The sequence below is a fragment of the Sphingorhabdus sp. genome, assembly GCF_044239045.1.
Classification (GTDB): domain Bacteria; phylum Pseudomonadota; class Alphaproteobacteria; order Sphingomonadales; family Sphingomonadaceae; genus Sphingorhabdus_B.
This window is the reverse complement of sequence record NZ_JBIICD010000013.1, coordinates 1-16146: the sequence shown is the minus strand read 5'-3', so window position 1 is coordinate 16146 and position 16146 is coordinate 1. Positions and strand designations below refer to the sequence as shown.

15 protein-coding genes and 1 tRNA gene are annotated in these 16146 nt (G+C 55.3%); 10 read left to right on the top strand and 6 right to left on the bottom strand.

Features of this window, described 5'->3' with window-relative positions:
- Window positions 1-344: 344 nt before the first annotated feature.
- Window positions 345-437 (bottom strand) — tRNA-Ser (locus ACILP4_RS06680).
- Window positions 438-633: 196 nt separating this feature from the next.
- On the opposite strand from ACILP4_RS06680, the gene ACILP4_RS06675 reads away from it, so the two are divergent.
- Window positions 634-1413, top strand: a complete 780-nt coding sequence (locus ACILP4_RS06675; protein ID WP_395619960.1) for a DUF1134 domain-containing protein — start codon at window positions 634-636, stop codon at window positions 1411-1413.
- On the opposite strand, the gene ACILP4_RS06670 is transcribed toward ACILP4_RS06675, so the two are convergent.
- From ACILP4_RS06670 to ACILP4_RS06655, 4 genes are read right to left on the bottom strand one after another with little or no spacing between them, the layout of a single operon-like run.
- On the bottom strand, window positions 1410-2018 hold the full coding sequence (locus ACILP4_RS06670; protein WP_395619959.1) for a riboflavin synthase: 609 nt from the start codon (window positions 2016-2018) through the stop codon (window positions 1410-1412). The genes ACILP4_RS06675 and ACILP4_RS06670 overlap by 4 nt on opposite strands.
- Before the next feature lie 18 nt (window positions 2019-2036).
- The gene (gene ribD / locus ACILP4_RS06665) at window positions 2037-3002 is read right to left on the bottom strand and encodes a bifunctional diaminohydroxyphosphoribosylaminopyrimidine deaminase/5-amino-6-(5-phosphoribosylamino)uracil reductase RibD (protein WP_395620011.1); all 966 of its coding nucleotides are present in this window, start codon (window positions 3000-3002) and stop codon (window positions 2037-2039) included.
- Window positions 3003-3004: 2 nt separating this feature from the next.
- The gene (locus tag ACILP4_RS06660; protein ID WP_395619958.1) at window positions 3005-3412 is read right to left on the bottom strand and encodes a hypothetical protein; all 408 of its coding nucleotides are present in this window, start codon (window positions 3410-3412) and stop codon (window positions 3005-3007) included.
- 59 nt (window positions 3413-3471) lie between these two features.
- Window positions 3472-5130: an NAD+ synthase gene (locus tag ACILP4_RS06655; RefSeq protein WP_395619957.1), complete on the bottom strand. Its 1659-nt coding sequence runs from the start codon at window positions 5128-5130 to the stop codon at window positions 3472-3474.
- Window positions 5131-5227: 97 nt separating this feature from the next.
- Between ACILP4_RS06655 and ACILP4_RS06650 the strand changes: the two genes are divergently transcribed.
- The 9 genes from ACILP4_RS06650 to ACILP4_RS06610 all read left to right on the top strand — a co-directional run bounded on the left by ACILP4_RS06650 (window position 5228) and on the right by ACILP4_RS06610 (window position 14399).
- Window positions 5228-6163 carry a ribose-phosphate pyrophosphokinase gene (locus ACILP4_RS06650; RefSeq protein ID WP_395619956.1) on the top strand — a complete coding sequence of 312 codons (936 nt, stop codon included), beginning with the start codon at window positions 5228-5230 and terminating at the stop codon, window positions 6161-6163.
- Window positions 6163-6942 carry a histidinol-phosphatase gene (hisN, locus tag ACILP4_RS06645; protein WP_395619955.1) on the top strand — a complete coding sequence of 260 codons (780 nt, stop codon included), beginning with the start codon at window positions 6163-6165 and terminating at the stop codon, window positions 6940-6942. Before ACILP4_RS06650 ends, hisN begins: the two co-directional genes overlap by 1 nt.
- A gap of 142 nt (window positions 6943-7084) precedes the next feature.
- Complete coding sequence (gene rpmI / locus ACILP4_RS06640) at window positions 7085-7285, top strand: 50S ribosomal protein L35 (RefSeq protein WP_125231188.1); 201 nt, start codon at window positions 7085-7087, stop codon at window positions 7283-7285.
- A 35-nt stretch (window positions 7286-7320) separates the two neighbouring features.
- Window positions 7321-7686: a 50S ribosomal protein L20 gene (gene rplT / locus ACILP4_RS06635; RefSeq protein WP_125231189.1), complete on the top strand. Its 366-nt coding sequence runs from the start codon at window positions 7321-7323 to the stop codon at window positions 7684-7686.
- Between the two features lie 135 nt (window positions 7687-7821).
- Window positions 7822-8904, top strand: coding sequence for a phenylalanine--tRNA ligase subunit alpha (gene pheS, locus ACILP4_RS06630; protein WP_395619954.1), 1083 nt, complete (start codon window positions 7822-7824; stop codon window positions 8902-8904).
- Complete coding sequence (gene pheT / locus ACILP4_RS06625) at window positions 8901-11300, top strand: phenylalanine--tRNA ligase subunit beta (RefSeq protein ID WP_395619953.1); 2400 nt, start codon at window positions 8901-8903, stop codon at window positions 11298-11300. The genes pheS and pheT overlap by 4 nt, the downstream gene beginning before the upstream one ends.
- A gap of 76 nt (window positions 11301-11376) precedes the next feature.
- Window positions 11377-12939, top strand: coding sequence for a peptide chain release factor 3 (locus ACILP4_RS06620; protein ID WP_395619952.1), 1563 nt, complete (start codon window positions 11377-11379; stop codon window positions 12937-12939).
- 165 nt (window positions 12940-13104) lie between these two features.
- Window positions 13105-14154, top strand: a complete 1050-nt coding sequence (locus ACILP4_RS06615) for a fatty acid desaturase family protein (protein ID WP_395620010.1) — start codon at window positions 13105-13107, stop codon at window positions 14152-14154.
- Window positions 14155-14189: 35 nt separating this feature from the next.
- A complete protein-coding gene (locus ACILP4_RS06610) occupies window positions 14190-14399 on the top strand; it encodes a hypothetical protein (RefSeq protein WP_395619951.1) in 210 nt (69 codons plus the stop codon).
- 257 nt (window positions 14400-14656) lie between these two features.
- On the opposite strand, the gene ACILP4_RS06605 is transcribed toward ACILP4_RS06610, so the two are convergent.
- On the bottom strand, window positions 14657-16146 hold a 1490-nt coding region (locus ACILP4_RS06605), incomplete at its 5' end, for a TonB-dependent receptor (protein ID WP_395619950.1).

Genomic DNA, 16146 nt, shown 5'->3' with positions numbered 1-16146 from the left:
GTCAGCGAAGTCTTTTCACTCATAAGCATTCTGCATTGTCGTTCTTTGTGCATGCAGGATATGGTGGTACCAGAAACAGTGCCAGCAAGCCTAAAAGCAATGGTTTTTTCATAACACCTCACAATACTGACTAGAATTCTATCATTTTTCTTTGAATGGGCAATTGTAATTGCTTCAGTTCGATCAACCGAGCAGAATAGGAGGCACCTCAGTGGGGTCACGTGAGGTAGGTTTTCGGAGGGAGTGGGGTGCATTTGGGCGCGAGGCAGTCCCCTGTACAAAGGTGTCTAGAAAGGTGGGTAAATCAACACTTTCCAGGCAAGTCTTTGATATATTTAAATGCGTGGCGGAGACGGAGGGATTCGAACCCTCGGTACCGGATTTACCAGTACGACGGTTTAGCAAACCGTTGGTTTCAGCCACTCACCCACGTCTCCAGTGCGCTTGGCATCGGCGGCCTATAGCGGCCCAAGCATTTGGCTGCAATGGTTATTGACACGGACGACGGATAAGAAGAAAATTAAGAGTGCAGGTTCAATTTGACGCGCAGTGTACTTGCTTTATCTCCTGTTCATCATGCGCTCATCCAGATAGTCCATGGCGCAGGAATTATAACTTTTGAGGTGGGTTCACATGTTTTTTGCGAAAATGGGATTAAAGAAACCGATGCATTATCTGGTGATGCTGCTGGCTGCGGGCGCGCTTATTGCTTCGCCCGCACAGGCGCAGATCAGTAATGTTGATCCGAATGACGCGATTGATGCAGATCTTGGCACCCCGCCTACTAGCCCAGATGCCAGCACGGGTAGTGCGCCAATGGCACAAGGCGAAACGGTCATGCAAGATGGCGTGCCAACTGAGGCAATGCCCGCAGATGGCTCTGGCGCCCAACCCAGCGATGAACCAGCGCCAGTAGCTGTGCCGACAGGCGACACATTTCAACAAGACGACCTTATTGGCGCTGCCGAAGGTGTGTTTGGAAAAGGCGCACAAGGGCTTGGTTTGTTCATTGAGGATATCCTCAAAAAACAGGGCCGCCCCAATGGATATATTGTTGGACGTGAAGGCGGCGGCGCTTTTTTAGTCGGCCTTCGTTATGGATCCGGCACGTTGAACCACCGCGTGGAAGGCCAAAAGCCGGTCTATTGGACTGGTCCCTCCATTGGTCCTGACGCAGGGGCAAATGCAGGAAACACCTTCATTTTGGTGTATAATCTGTACGACACAGAAGAACTCTACGAACGCTTCGCAGCGGCAGAAGGCGTTGCCTATTTGGGTGGCGGTTTCAACGCCAGCTACCTACGTCGTGGCGATGTTGTCTTGATCCCGATCCGGGTCGGTGCAGGACTTCGTCTGGGCGCAAATGTCGGCTACATGCGCTTTTCCAAAAAGCAGCGCTGGCTGCCCTTTTAAGCCGCGCGGATATCTTCCATCCGCTTGAGATAGCGGGCAAGCACGTCAATTTCCAAATTGACGTGCCGCCCAACATCGAGCGTGTCTAAGGTGGTCATCTGCGCCGTGTGCGGAATAATATTCAGCATGAAATGCGCTGTGCCATCAGCTTGGTCTGCAATGTCGTTCACGGTAAGCGACACGCCATCGACGGTGATCGAGCCCTTTGCCGCGATATAAGCCGCAAGCGAAGATGGCGCCGCAACCGTCACTTTCCAACTGTCCCCAATGGTTTCGCTGGCGACGATTTGTCCAACACCATCGACATGGCCGGTGACGATATGCCCGCCCAGTTCATCGCCTACTTTTAAGGCCCGTTCGAGGTTCAGTCGGGTACCAGGCTCCCACATGCCCGCTGCTGTGCGCGAAACCGTTTCTGCCGATGCATCAATCGCGAACCATCCATCGCCTTTATCAACCACGGTCAGGCATACACCCGAACAGGCAATCGAAGCCCCAATGGCAACGGTATCCATGTCATAGGCGCAGTATATGACGAGGCGCAGGTCACCGCGCTGTTCGGATGTCCGAATGCTGCCAACGTCCGTGATGATACCTGTAAACATAAATGCTGCACCCTTTTCCTAATTCGCTTTTTCGTAGACTTCGAGACGATCTTTGCCAAGGCTGCGGGAATCCATAAGCTGCCAGCTTCCGTGGGCATCGTTAAGTTGGGCAAGGCCGATGTCGTTCAAACATGCCTTGCCAGCGCCAATCAATATAGGCGCGCGATACAGCATGAGCCTGTCAACGAGCCCGTCGCGCAAGAAAGCTGCCGCTGTCGCCGCGCCGCCTTCAACTAGCAAACTGTTGCAGCCCAATTTTGCAATGTCTTGCGGCGTTCGAATAACCTCCCAACCCTGCGGGGCGTCCGCGCTGCCAAGCATGATCCTGCGGGGCTGGTATGCGCCCAGCCCAGCGAGCCGGACATTAAGCTGCGGCGCATCGGTGCGAACGGTGCCTGCCCCCACCAAAATTGCGTCCGTGCGCGCCCGTTCGACATGACTATGCGCGCGCGCAACGTCGCCGGTAATCCAACGGCTGCTGCCATCCGCCATCGCGATTTGGCCATCGAGCGAACTTGCGATCTTCAAGGTTACAAACGGGCGCCCGCGTTCTATCCGGCTCATAAAGCCAGCTAGGCTTTGCCGTGCTTGAGATGCCATGACGTCAACGATGACTGTTATGCCAGCGGCTTTAAGCGCCGCTATGCCTGCGCCGGCTGTACGAGGATCGGGGTCTTGCAATGCAATAACAACTCTCGCGGGCCCTGCTGCAGCTAATAAATGGGCGCAGGCCGGGCCGCGTTGTGACATATGGGCGCAAGGTTCAAGCGTGACGTAGATTGTGCTGCTCCGCGCTGCTTCTCCCGCTTGCGCAAGCGCCATGGCTTCTGCATGCGGGCGGCCACCGGGCTGGGTCCATCCGCGGCCAATAACGCGGTCTTCTTTCACGATGATACAACCGACGGAGGGATTTTGACCCGTTCGTCCAACGCCGCGTTCAGCCAGCGACAAAGCCGCCGCCATGAATTGAGGGTCGCTGGTGATAGCTATTTCCCTGCTCCTGCAGCAGTAGGAGTCGCAACAGCTTTTTTAGCTTCCTGCGCGCTTTGTGCTTCGCGTTCTATCTTCTCGACGTCCATCCCGACGGCCCGTCCAAAAGCTTTATATGCCTCCTTCTCGCGAGCGCGCATTTCGTCTTTCAGCTTCTGGCGCTCGGCTATCGCAGCCTTAGTCTCATCAAGTGAGCGCGTGGCGGGCCAGCTTTCAATGTAAATGATTTCACGCGGCGGTGGCGTCGCCTTCGCGATGGAATCGAGATAAAATGTATAGATGATGATTGCCGTTGGCAGGCAAGCCGCCAAAAACAACCAAGGGCTATGCCTGCCTGACGTGCGCAGAAACCCAACAAGGTCGCGGCCAGCATTGCGGAACGATACATCTTTGAAAAACGCCATGACACTCCAATAAGGCGCACGCTGCGGGATTTCCAGTGTCCACTTACAAGGCGGGCAGATTATCCGCCGCTGCGGAAGGCATTGGTGATCGGGTAACGCCGGTCGCGGCCAAAATTCCGTGTCCCAAGCTTTACACCCGGCGGGGCCTGCCGCCTTTTATACTCGGCAAGATATAGCAAACGTTCGATCCGCGTGACTGCGTCCCTGTCAAAGCCCAGCGCGACAACCTCATCCACGGAGCGCTCCTCCTCCACCAATGCATGGAGCATCTTATCGAGAATGGGATAATCGGGCAGCGAATCGCTATCTTTTTGGTCCGGTCGCAATTCCGCGCTTGGTGGCTTGGTGATGATGTTATCCGGAATCACTGGACCGTCACGCCCAAGCGCAAATCTTGGCTTGTGACTGTTCCGCCATTTTGAAATGGCAAAGACTGTCATCTTATAGGCATCCTTCAACGGATTATATCCGCCCGCCATGTCGCCATAGATCGTCGCATAACCAACGCTCATCTCGCTCTTGTTACCGGTCGTTAGCAGCATGTGGCCAAATTTGTTGGACAAAGCCATGAGGGTGAGCCCACGGATACGCGACTGAATATTTTCCTCGGTAATATCGGCGTTGCTGCCGGCGAAACTGCCCGAAAGCATGTCATCAAACGCCTCTACCGCTGGTGAAATGGGGATAGTGTCAATTTTACAGCCAATCATCGCGGCGCATTCAGCTGCGTCATGTAGGCTCGATTGGCTGGTGTAACGACTGGGCATCATGACGCACCAGACGCGATCAGGTCCAAGTGCGTCCGCGGCGATAGCGGCGCATAAAGCGCTGTCGATACCACCCGACATGCCAAGCACCACGCCCGGAAAGCGGTTGGTGTCGACATAATCGCGCAAGCCGACGACCATCGCACTATAAATGTCGGCGGGATGCTCCTCCCACAGCGCCTTGGCGCCATCGGCACATTCCCAGCCCCCTGCCCGGCGGTGCCAATGCGTCATGCGCAGATGTTCTTCCCAATCTGGCAAGCGATGCGCAACTACACCATCGGCATTGAGCACAAAGGAGCAGCCGTCAAAGACGAGCTCATCCTGTCCGCCCACCCTATTAAGGAACATTAACGGCAATCCGGTTTCGCGGACCCGCGCCGCAAAAACTTCTTCCAGCCGCCGATCATCCTTATCGATTTCATAAGGGCTGCCATTGGTCGAAATTAGCAGTTCCGCGCCGCGTTGCTGTAAGTGCAGGCTGACGGGCGCCAACCAGCCGTCTTCGCAAATGGGCACACCCAGACGCACACCCCGAAATTCGATAGGCTCTGGCAATGGACCCGCCGTAAAAATACGCTTTTCATCAAAAGTCCCGTAATTGGGCAGTTCATGCTTATATCGCACGGCGGCGATCCGCCCGCCGTCCAGCAAGGCAATGCCGTTATAAAGCGCACCATCATCCACAAAGATCGAGCCGACGAGCATTGCCGGTCCGCCATCAGCAGTCGCAGCCGCAAGCTTGGCCAATTCTTCGGCAGCACGTGCCGCAAATGCAGGCTTTAAAACCAGATCCTCGGCAGGGTATCCAATCAATTGCTGCTCCGGAAACACAATCAGATCAGCTGACTCGGCCTTCGCCCGCCATTCCAGCATTGCCACCGCATTACCGGTTAGGTCACCGACACGCTGATTAAGCTGCGCGATTGCAATGTTGAGCTGGTTTGTCATACCTCCACTCATATTGTCCACAAACTAGCGGAGCAAGCCGATTGTCAGGCCAGCCTCGCATCGCTAGAGCGGCACAACAGATTTCGGGGACACGCATATGAAATTGATGACGGGCAACAGCAACCTGCCACTGGCACAGGGTATTGCCGATTATATGAAATTGCCGCTGACCAATGCCAGCGTCCGACGTTTTGCAGACAATGAAATTTTCGTGGAAATTCACGAAAATGTCCGCGGCGAAGATATGTTTGTGATTCAATCCACCAGCCATCCCGCAAATGACAATTTGATGGAACTGCTGATCATGATCGACGCATTGCGCCGAGCGTCGGCGAAGCGCATCACCGCCGTTCTGCCCTATTTCGGCTATGCGCGTCAGGACCGGAAACCCGGCCCGCGCACGCCGATTTCGGCAAAGCTCGTTGCCAATCTCATTACCGAAGCTGGCGCTGACCGCGTGTTAACCGTTGATTTGCATGCTGGGCAGATTCAGGGCTTTTTTGATATTCCTACCGACAATCTCTATGGCGCGCCGGTCATGAGTGCGGACATATTGGAACGGCACGGCGACAAAAATATCACCGTTGTATCCCCCGATGTTGGCGGCGTTGTTCGCGCGCGCGCGCTCGCTAAGCGCCTCGACGACGCGCCGCTCGCCATCGTCGACAAACGACGCGAAAAGGCCGGTGTGTCCGAAGTTATGAACATCATCGGCGACGTAAAAGACCGTTTCTGCATCCTGATCGACGACATTGCTGATAGCGCTGGCACATTGTGCAATGCCGCCGACGCCTTGAAAGCGGCCGGCGCGTCCGACGTGGTTGCCTATATTACGCATGGCGTATTGTCTGGTGAGGCCGTCAACCGCGTGAACGCATCATCGCTGCGTAAGCTGGTCATCACCGATTCGATTCTTGCATCCGATGCAGCAAATGCGAGCACCAAAATCCGCCAGCTTCCGATTGCCCCCCTGCTGGGTGAGGCCATCAAGCGGATTGCCGACGAAAGCTCAGTTAGCTCCTTGTTCGATTGATGACGCCGGCCGATATCCTCCTAGCCAATCGCTTGGCGGACGCGGCCGGGCAAGCAATCCGGCCATTTTTTCGGTCGACATATTCGCATGAAACAAAGACTGATGCGTCACCCGTAACCGAAGCTGACCGCGCAGCCGAAAGCGCGATCCGCCGGATATTGGACGCCGAATGTCCGCGCGACGGCATCCTTGGTGAAGAATTTGGCGAGAAGGCAGGTGCATCTGGCCGCCGTTGGATTATCGACCCTATTGACGGCACGGTCAGCTTCATGGCCGGGCGCCCTATATTCGGCACGCTCATCGCTTTGTTGGAAGATGATTGGCCCGTGCTGGGCGTCATTGACCAATGCATCAACGGCGAACGCTGGGTTGGCGCGGCTGGCTATCCGACAACGCTGAATGGTGCGCCGGTGCAAACCCGTTCATGCAGGGCGCTTGCCGACGCGACTCTGGCAACATCTGGCCCGCAATATTTCAGCCAACATGATGGCGACCATTTCATGGCGCTTGCCGCGCAAACAGCGCATAAGAAAATGCTATTTGGTGGTGATTGTTATAATTACGCATTGCTGGCCAGCGGCCATATCGACATCGTCGTGGAAGCGGGCTTGAAACTCCATGATTTTGCGGCTTTGATTCCGGTGATAACGGGCGCAGGGGGCATGATGAGCGACTGGTCAGGAGACCCGCTGCATGGGGCTTCGGATGGACATATCATTGCGGTGGGTGATCCGGCGCGCCTTGACGATTTGCTTGAGGCGCTCGCCTGCAACCATTGATGGACATAAGTCCCGCGCCTTCAAACGGGCAATAGACTTGCATTCGTCTGCGAATCCCGCTAGTCGCGCGCCTTCCGAATAAGCAGGCTGGCCAATAGGGCTGCCATGTCGGCTTGATACGGACTCAACAAAGGAGACCAAAATGCCCAAGCTCAAGACCAAGAGCGGTGTGAAGAAACGCTTCAAAATCACCGCAACAGGCAAGATCAAACATGGCGTCGTTGGAAAGCGGCACCGTCTGAGCAGCCATAATGCCAAGTATATCCGCCAAAACCGTGGCACCAGCGTGATCTCTGATCCCGATGCCAAGACAATCAAGAAATGGGCGCCCTACGGTCTGTAAGACCCGCGTACTTTTTTAAGAAAAGGATATAGATTATGGCACGCGTCAAACGTGGTGTGACCACCAAAGCTAAACATAAAAGAATTTTAGAGCAGGCGAAGGGCTATTATGGCCGTCGCAAAAATACGATCCGCGTTGCACGTCAGGCCGTCGAAAAGGCCGGCCAATATGCATATCGTGACCGTAAGGTAAACAAGCGGAACTTCCGCGCATTGTGGATCCAGCGTATCAACGCCGCAGTCCGCGCTGAAGGTATGACCTATGGCGTGTTCATGCATGGCTTGAAGCTTGCCAACGTCGAATTGGACCGTAAGGTTCTTGCAGACCTCGCGATGAACGAAAGCGCGATGTTTAGCACGATCATTGCGCAGTCGAAGGCGGCGCTCGCGAAAGCAGCCTAAGCTTCTAAAGCTTCGATATTGCGCAAAAGGGCGTGGGCGGCACTTGCCGTTCGCGCCCTTTTGCTTATTCAGTTCTGGCAGTGAATTTTAGGAAAGTGCGGGCGTTAGATTCCCGCCTTCGCAGGAATGACGAAAATGAGTGATATTGAAACCCTCCAAACCGAGCTGATAGCGGCTATTGATTCAGCGGACACGCTGGAGGCACTTGAGGTTGTCCGCGTTTCTGCGCTTGGTAAACAGGGAAGCGTTTCGGCTTTGCTGAAGACGATGGGTGGGATGTCACCCGAAGAGCGGCAATCCCAAGGGCCGATCATCAATGGCTTGCGTGAACGCATCACTTCGGCACTTGCCACGAAGAAAGTGGAACTGGAAACCGCTGAGCTAAATCGCCGCCTCGCCACCGAGCGTATCGACATGACTCTGCCCGCGCCAGACGCCCCGCGCGGCACCATCCACCCTGTCAGCCAAGTCATGGACGAGTTGGCGGAGATTTTCGCCGATATGGGCTTTGCCGTGGCCGAGGGGCCGGAAATTGAGGACGACTGGCACAATTTCACCGCGCTCAACATCCCCGAAACGCATCCGGCCCGTGCGATGCACGATACATTTTATTTCCCTGACGACATGGCCCGAGATGGCCAAAAAATGGTACTGCGTACGCACACATCACCTGTACAAATTCGCACCATGACGTCACAGGAACCCCCCATCCGTATCATCGCGCCGGGCCGTGTATATCGCAGCGACAGCGATGCGACCCACACGCCGATGTTTCACCAGATTGAGGGCCTTGTGATCGACAAGGGCATTCATCTGGGGCATTTGAAATGGACGCTGGAAACATTTTTGAAGGCTTTTTTCGAACGCGAAGATGTGGTCCTACGTCTACGCCCAAGCTATTTCCCCTTCACCGAACCGTCGGTAGAGGTTGATGTCGGCTATTCCGTCATTAACGGCAAGCGCGTTATCGGTGGGTCCGAAGGCTGGATGGAAGTGCTGGGATCCGGAATGGTCCACCGTAAGGTTATTGAGGCCTGCGGCCTTGATCCCGATGTATGGCAAGGCTTTGCCTTTGGTACCGGCGTCGACCGTCTCGCGATGTTAAAATATGGTATGGATGATTTGCGCGCCTTCTTCGACGGCGACAATCGCTGGTTACAACATTATGGATTCAATGCGCTCGATGTACCGACGCTGAGCGGAGGAGTAGGCGCATGAAATTCTCCTTATCTTGGTTAAAAGAGCATCTCGACACCGACGCAGATATGCAAGCCGTCGCGGACTGCCTGAACCGCATTGGTTTGGAAGTCGAAGGCATTGAAAACCCTGCCGAGGCATTATCCGCCTTCCGCATCGCAAAAGTTATTAGCGCTGCCCCACATCCGCAGGCCGACAAGTTGCAAGTCCTGTCGGTTGATGCAGGCGGAGAGCCGCTTCAGGTCGTCTGCGGCGCGCCCAACGCCCGTGCAGGCATGCTTGGCGTCTTTGGTCCAGCAGGCGCAGTCGTGCCCGCCAATGGTATGGTGCTGAAGGTCGCGGCCATACGCGGCGTCGAATCGAATGGCATGATGTGTTCCGTCGCAGAGCTTGAGCTTGGCGATGACCATGATGGTATTATTGAGCTTCCAGACCATGCCCCCATCGGGCAAGTTTATGCCGATTGGGCGGGCCTTGATGACCCAGTCATCGATGTCAGCATTACGCCCAATCGTCAGGATTGCATGGGTGTGCGAGGCATTGCGCGCGATTTAGCGGCAGCGGGCTTGGGCGCGCTAAAGCCGCTGGACGACGTGTATAAAATTGATCTCTCCAAGGCTTTGGAGGGCAGCGACCCTGCTCCGAATGTACGCACAGATGACAAAGCCGGATGCCCCGCATTTTATGCGCAATCCGTCTCCGGCGTACGCAATGGCGAAGCGCCGGAATGGATGCGCGCCAAGTTGAAAGCGATTGGACAAAAGCCGATTTCGGCATTGGTCGACATTACCAATTTCCTGTCGATTGACCTTGGCCGCCCCTTGCACGTCTATGACCGCGCAAAATTGAACGGCGCACTTGTCGCCCGCAAGGCAAAAGACGGCGAGGAGATGGTCGCGCTTAACGGCAAAACCTATGCTTTGGATTCCAGCATGACGGTCATCGCCGACGACGCGATGGTGCATGACATTGGTGGTATCATGGGCGGTGAGCATAGCGGTGTTTCGGAAGACACGACTGATGTTCTTATCGAATGCGCCTTTTTCGACCCCGAACATATCGCCCGCACTGGCCAGAAGCTTGGCCTGACCAGCGATGCCCGTCAGCGTTTTGAGCGCGGTGTTGATCCTGAATTTCTCGACGATGGGTTGGCAATTGCGACCAAGCTCGTTCTTGACCTTACGGGCGGAAAGGCAAGCGCCATCACCCGCGTTGGCCAGGCGCCTGTTGCGCCGCGCATATTTGCTTACGACACCGACTATTGCCACCGCCTTGGCGGGGTGGATGTGCCGCCAGAGGAACAACGCAATATACTCGAGCGGCTTGGCTTTTCAGTGACTGCCGATTGGCACATTACGGTTCCGTCATGGCGGCGTGATGTTGATGGCCCGGCTGATATTGTGGAAGAAGTCGTCCGCATCATTGGTCTAGACAATGTGATGTCAGTGCCATTACCGCGCGCCGATGGGGTGGCCCAGCCAACAGCGACACCCGCGCAATCCTTGGAACGCAAAGTCCGGCGCGCTGCGGCGGCTCGCGGGCTCAATGAAGCGATTAACTGGTCCTTCCTACCGCAAAAGGCCGCAGACGCCTTTGGTGGCGGCGCATGGGCTCTGGCCAACCCGATATCCGAAGACATGAAGGTCATGCGGCCTTCTTTGTTGCCAGGGCTGCTTTCTGCCGCACAACGCAACATGGACCGCGGCGCATCATCGGTTCGGCTGTTCGAAATTGGGCGGCGCTATTTCGTTGGCGCTGACGGCGCGAGCGACGAACGCGCGACCGCAGGCATTGTGCTGGCGGGTGAGCGTACCGCACGAAATTGGGCAACGGGTAAGGCAGAGCGCTTTAACGCGTTTGATGCAAAGGCGGAGGCGATTGCCTTGCTCAAGGCGGCGGGTGTTGCCACCGACAGCCTGTTGGTGATGGATGATGCCGGCGCGCATTATCATCCTGGGCAGTCAGCCACCTTGCGCATGGGCCCCAAAAACATATTGGCGGCTTTTGGCACGTTGCACCCGGCGACTGCAAAAGCATTCGACCTTGATGGCACGGTCGTTGCGGCGGAAATCTTTTTGGATGCCATACCGTTGAAAAAGGCGAGCGGCTTCATGCGGCCCGCGTTCACACCGCCTGCCTTGCAAGCCGTGACACGCGATTTTGCTTTTCTCGTCGCAGAAGGCATGCCGGCCAATGATCTGCTTCGCGCCATAAAGGGCACGGACAAGGATAACATCGTCGCGGTGCGTCTGTTCGACCGCTTCGCCGGACAAGGCGTTCCTGAAGGACAAGTGAGCTTGGCAGTTGAAGTTACGCTACAACCCACCGACAAAAGCTATAGCGATGACGAACTGAAAGCCATTTCGGACAAGGTCATTGCCGCAGCCACAAAATTGGCCGCTATATTGCGGGGATAAAAAAGGCTGGGTGATTGCTGCTGACCTACTGACAAACGGGTTGAAGCGGCAATCAATCATCCCTAAGCCGCGCAGCATGACGCTGAACCGCCGGACCTTTGCTATTATTTCTCACCCTGATGCGGGCAAGACCACGCTGACGGAGAAATTGCTGCTTCAAGGTGGCGCTATTCACTTGGCCGGTGAAGTCAAGGCGCGCGGGCAAGCCCGGCGCGCACGCTCGGACTGGATGAAGATTGAACAGCAGCGCGGCATTTCGGTGACCTCATCGGTGATGACATTCCAGAAAGATGGCATTGTCTTCAACCTACTCGACACGCCTGGGCACGAAGATTTTTCCGAAGATACCTACCGCACGCTAACCGCCGTCGATTCTGCCATCATGGTCATCGATGCCGCCAAAGGCATTGAGCCGCAGACGCGCAAATTGTTCGAAGTTTGCCGACTGCGCAGTGTGCCGATCATTACCTTCGTCAACAAGGTCGACCGCGAAGGCCGTGCCGCATTTGAAACGATTGACGAGGTCGCCGATGCGCTCGCCCTCGATGTCTGTCCGATGAATTGGCCCGTTGGCATGGGTGGTGAATTTGAAGGTCTGTATGATTTCAACAGCGGTCGCCTGAGCCAACCATCCGGCGACAGCAAGGCATTTGAAGGCAAGACCAGTGATCATGAAGGTTTAGACGCGGCAACGCTGGAACAGGTGCTAACACCGGCGGGCGTAAACCGGCTGCGTGAGGAAGCGGAACTTGCGCAAGCAGGATATTCGGAATTTGACCTGACCGCATTCCAAAATGGCGACCTGACTCCGGTGTATTTCGGTTCCGCGTTGAAGGAATTTGGCGTGGTCGAGCTGATCAACGCCATCGCCGCTTTCGCCCCGCCGCCCCGGCCGCAGCCAAGTTCAAATGGTGATATCGATCCGTCGGAAAAGGAAGTCACAGGCTTTATTTTCAAGGTGCAGGCCAATATGGACCCGCAACATCGCGACCGTATTGCGTTCATGCGTTTGTGTTCGGGTACATTCAAACGCGGCATGAAGCTGACGCCATCGGGACTTGGCAAGCCGGTTGCCATTCATTCGCCCATCCTGTTTTTTGCCCAAGATCGCGAAATTGCCGATAGTGCCGAACCCGGCGACATCATCGGCATTCCCAACCATGGCACCTTGCGCGTTGGCGATACCTTGTCGGAACGCAATGATGTCCGCTTTACCGGCCTACCGAATTTTGCACCGGAAATACTGCGCCGCGTTGTTTTGCGCGATCCCACCAAGACCAAGCAATTGCGCAAGGCGCTCGATGACTTAAGCGAAGAGGGCGTGATTCAGGTTTTCTATCCTGAAATCGGTTCCAACTGGGTCATTGGCGTTGTCGGGCAATTACAATTGGACGTTCTGATTTCGCGGCTTGAGGCGGAGTATAAGGTCGATGCGTTTTTGGAAGCCGCGCCTTACGACACCGCGCGCTGGTTGATTGGTTCGGAAAGCGCATTGGCGCAGTTTGTATCGTTCAATGGCGGCAATATGGCCAAAGACCGCGATGGCCACCCTGTATTTATGGCGCGCTCATCATGGGATGTAGGGTATCAGCAGGAAAAGCATCCGGACCTAAAATTCAGCGCGACCAAAGAACGCTAACGACAGGCAGCCCCATAATTTGCGCTTTCTGCCATTTTCTCGCCATGACTGGCGCTTATCTGAGGTGGTATGACAATAGCTGGCCCCATTGATTCGCCTACGCGTAACAGCAATTTGACCGCGCAAGCACCAACAACCGATTTCCAAAAGGATACCGATGTTGCGATGCGCGCAGCGGCGCTCAAGCGCGTGCCAGATGATAAGGCTATGCTGCGCGCAGTGGCTGAATTGACCCGCGACTTGGCCACGCCCAACCCTCGCATTTTCTGGTCCGACTTTCTGGCTTCGTCCTGTGTGGGCTATGCTGGCCTTGCCGTTGCAATCCTCTCCGGAAACCTTTGGCTGCAATGCGTGGCGGGGCTGATATCAGTACTTGCGCTATATCGTGCGGGCGGTTTCATCCATGAAGTCAGCCATGTAAAACATTCCGCCCTGCCGGGTTTCCGCTTTGGATTTAACGCGGTGATCGGTGTGCCTCTGCTCGTGCCATCGTACATGTATGAAGGCATTCACAATCTTCACCATGCGCGCACGCGATATGGCACGGATCAGGATCCTGAATATCTGCCGCTTGCGTTGATGAAACCTTGGACCTTACCTTTGTTCATATTCGCCTCGCTGCTCGCGCCCTTTGCCTTACTATTCCGCAACGCTGTGCTTGCGCCGCTGTCGCTGTTAATTCCCGCGCTTCGTAAAATTGTGGTGGAACGATATTCGGGCCTGGCAATCAATCCCGCCTTCCGCCGTCGCCCGGCCGAAGGCGAAGCGCATCGCAACTGGATCATACAAGAAACCGCCGCGAGCATTTGGTCCATTGTCCTGCTTGGCGGGGTGTTCAGTGGCTTTATGCCGCTAAACGCTTTCGTGATTTTCCTCGCCATCGTCTCTAGCGTTGCCGCGCTGAACCAAGTCCGCACGCTGGTTGCGCATTTGTGGGAAAATGATGGCGAGCCCTTGAGCGTAACTGCGCAATTCCTTGATAGCGTCAATGTGCCGCCGCCGGGCATGCTGGCATCGATCTGGGCGCCCGTAGGGCTACGCTACCACGCGCTGCACCATTTGCTCCCCAGCGTGCCTTATCATGCACTGGGTGAAGCCCACCGCCGCCTAACGGCACAATTGGCCCCCGACTCCGCTTACCACCGCGCAAATTATGACGGTTTGGCCGGATTGGTGGCACGCCTGACACGCAGCACCTTCGCGCGCGGCGCGTAAACGGCACCATTCATCGCGGACCCAAAAGGGCCGCGATGGCTATCATCGTGTTTAAGAAAACTGGAGCGGGCGAAGGGATTCGAACCCTCGACCCCAACCTTGGCAAGATTCGGCTCTATGAAATTTTGTCTTTATTTCAGATTGTTGTTTGGCTCTTGGGAAATCCGAACACGATCCGAACATTCTCCACGCAATTTGCCCAGAACGGCTTTTGTGCAATGTTTTGGCGGAAGCCGCCACATTGAACGATCCCGCCACTTGTGATTCCGGTGTTCAGGTTTCCAGAGGCGTGCGGAAGGTAACAGTGCCCCGAGAGCAATAAGACATCCGCTTATTTATTTGCGGAGTTTCGGCTAAGCAAAATGCCATGAGATACAGCGAGACGGCACCACGAGTATTACTCGCGATGCCATCCTACCGGTACCTTTGTCCCACGCACTTAGCCAAAGTGCGAGAATGGAATTCAACTACCAACTTTTGTTAGAGCGTATGGTCGGTCTGATTAAAATTTGTAGCCCACTTCGACACCCATCAGGCGACGTGCGCCTGGCGAGATAAATGAACCGCCAAATTCAATCGCTGGAATGGCTTCGTTGATATATTTGCGGTCGAGCAAATTGTCAGCGAATGCAGTGACATTCCAGTTGTCACCTTCGAGACCAAAGCGCAGGTTCAAGACACCGAACGGATCACGCTTGGCTACGCTGTAATTGGCGTTTCCAACTGCCCCGGGAAGTGCGAGCGCAGAAATTGGCAGCAGCTGGCTGAAAATCGTCGACCGTGTTTGATCCTGAACGGTGTGGAACCACGTCGCACCGGTAATCCGGTAATCGGCGCGCAGAACCACATCCATGCTGTCATTCAGCGGTGTATCGATCTGGCTACCGAGGTTGATTGTGTAGTCTGCGGTATATGGCGATTTGTTGCCCACGGTGTAAGGCCGTGACGCATTTTCCTTAATTTCGCTGTCCGTCAGGTTCACCGAACCAAACACCTTCCAACCATCCATAATTTTGGCAGTTGTGTTCAGCTCGACACCCTTAACATCGACCTGATCGATGTTGGAAACAACGCGGAGTAGACCAAAGGAGCCCACGAAGAATTCAAAGAACTGCATGTCTGTGATGCGGGTGTAATAACCAGCAAGATCAAACGTCACGCGGTTGTCGAACAACGATCCCTTGATGCCCGCTTCAAATGAGCTCGACCGTTCTTTGCGGAACAGGTCATTGATCGTCACGCCTGCACCGATTGCAGGAATGTTGAAGTTTGCGTTCACCAGTGCAGACGAACCGGTGTTGTTGAAGCCGCCCGATTTAAATCCGATGCCCCAGTTGGCGTAGATGTTTGTCGAGCTATTCGGCGTGTAGCTAAGTGTGACCTTAGGCTGGACTTGCTTAAAGCTTGCCGATTTATCGGCAATTCCGCCTGTTGCGGGAAGGCCGGGATTGATCTTCGCACCGGTAATCGGGTCGAACACATTTGGCACGAGGTTGGACGTTGTGCGATCTTCAACGTCATAGCGCAATGCAACGCCAGCTTTGAATTGATCGGACATTTTATAGTCGAGCGAACCAAATGCCGCATAAACATCGGTCTTGAACGTGTCATTGAACAACTGCGAAGTCGGGTTGCTGCTACCCGGGGCATTGTACAGCGCACGGCTGACACCCTGACCCAGATCCGCGCCGAGGCTGACGCCTACTGTGCGGTCGATGTGCAGTCCATAGACACCCAATTGCCAGTTCAGCGCGCTATCCGTGTTCGAGGCCAACCGGATTTCGCCGCTGATGTCCTTTTGGTTGCGAATTTGCAGCTGCGTACCGTCGCACGTTGTCGGGCTGTACGCACCGAAGGTTGAGCCAGTCGCTGGTGCAAAGATAAATGGCACTGGAATTTGTCCAACAAAGCCCGGTGCGTTGATCGGGAAGCCAGTCAAAGAGGCAGTCGTTGCAAAGCACTTGTTCTGGACTGCAAGGTTTGTTGCGTTCG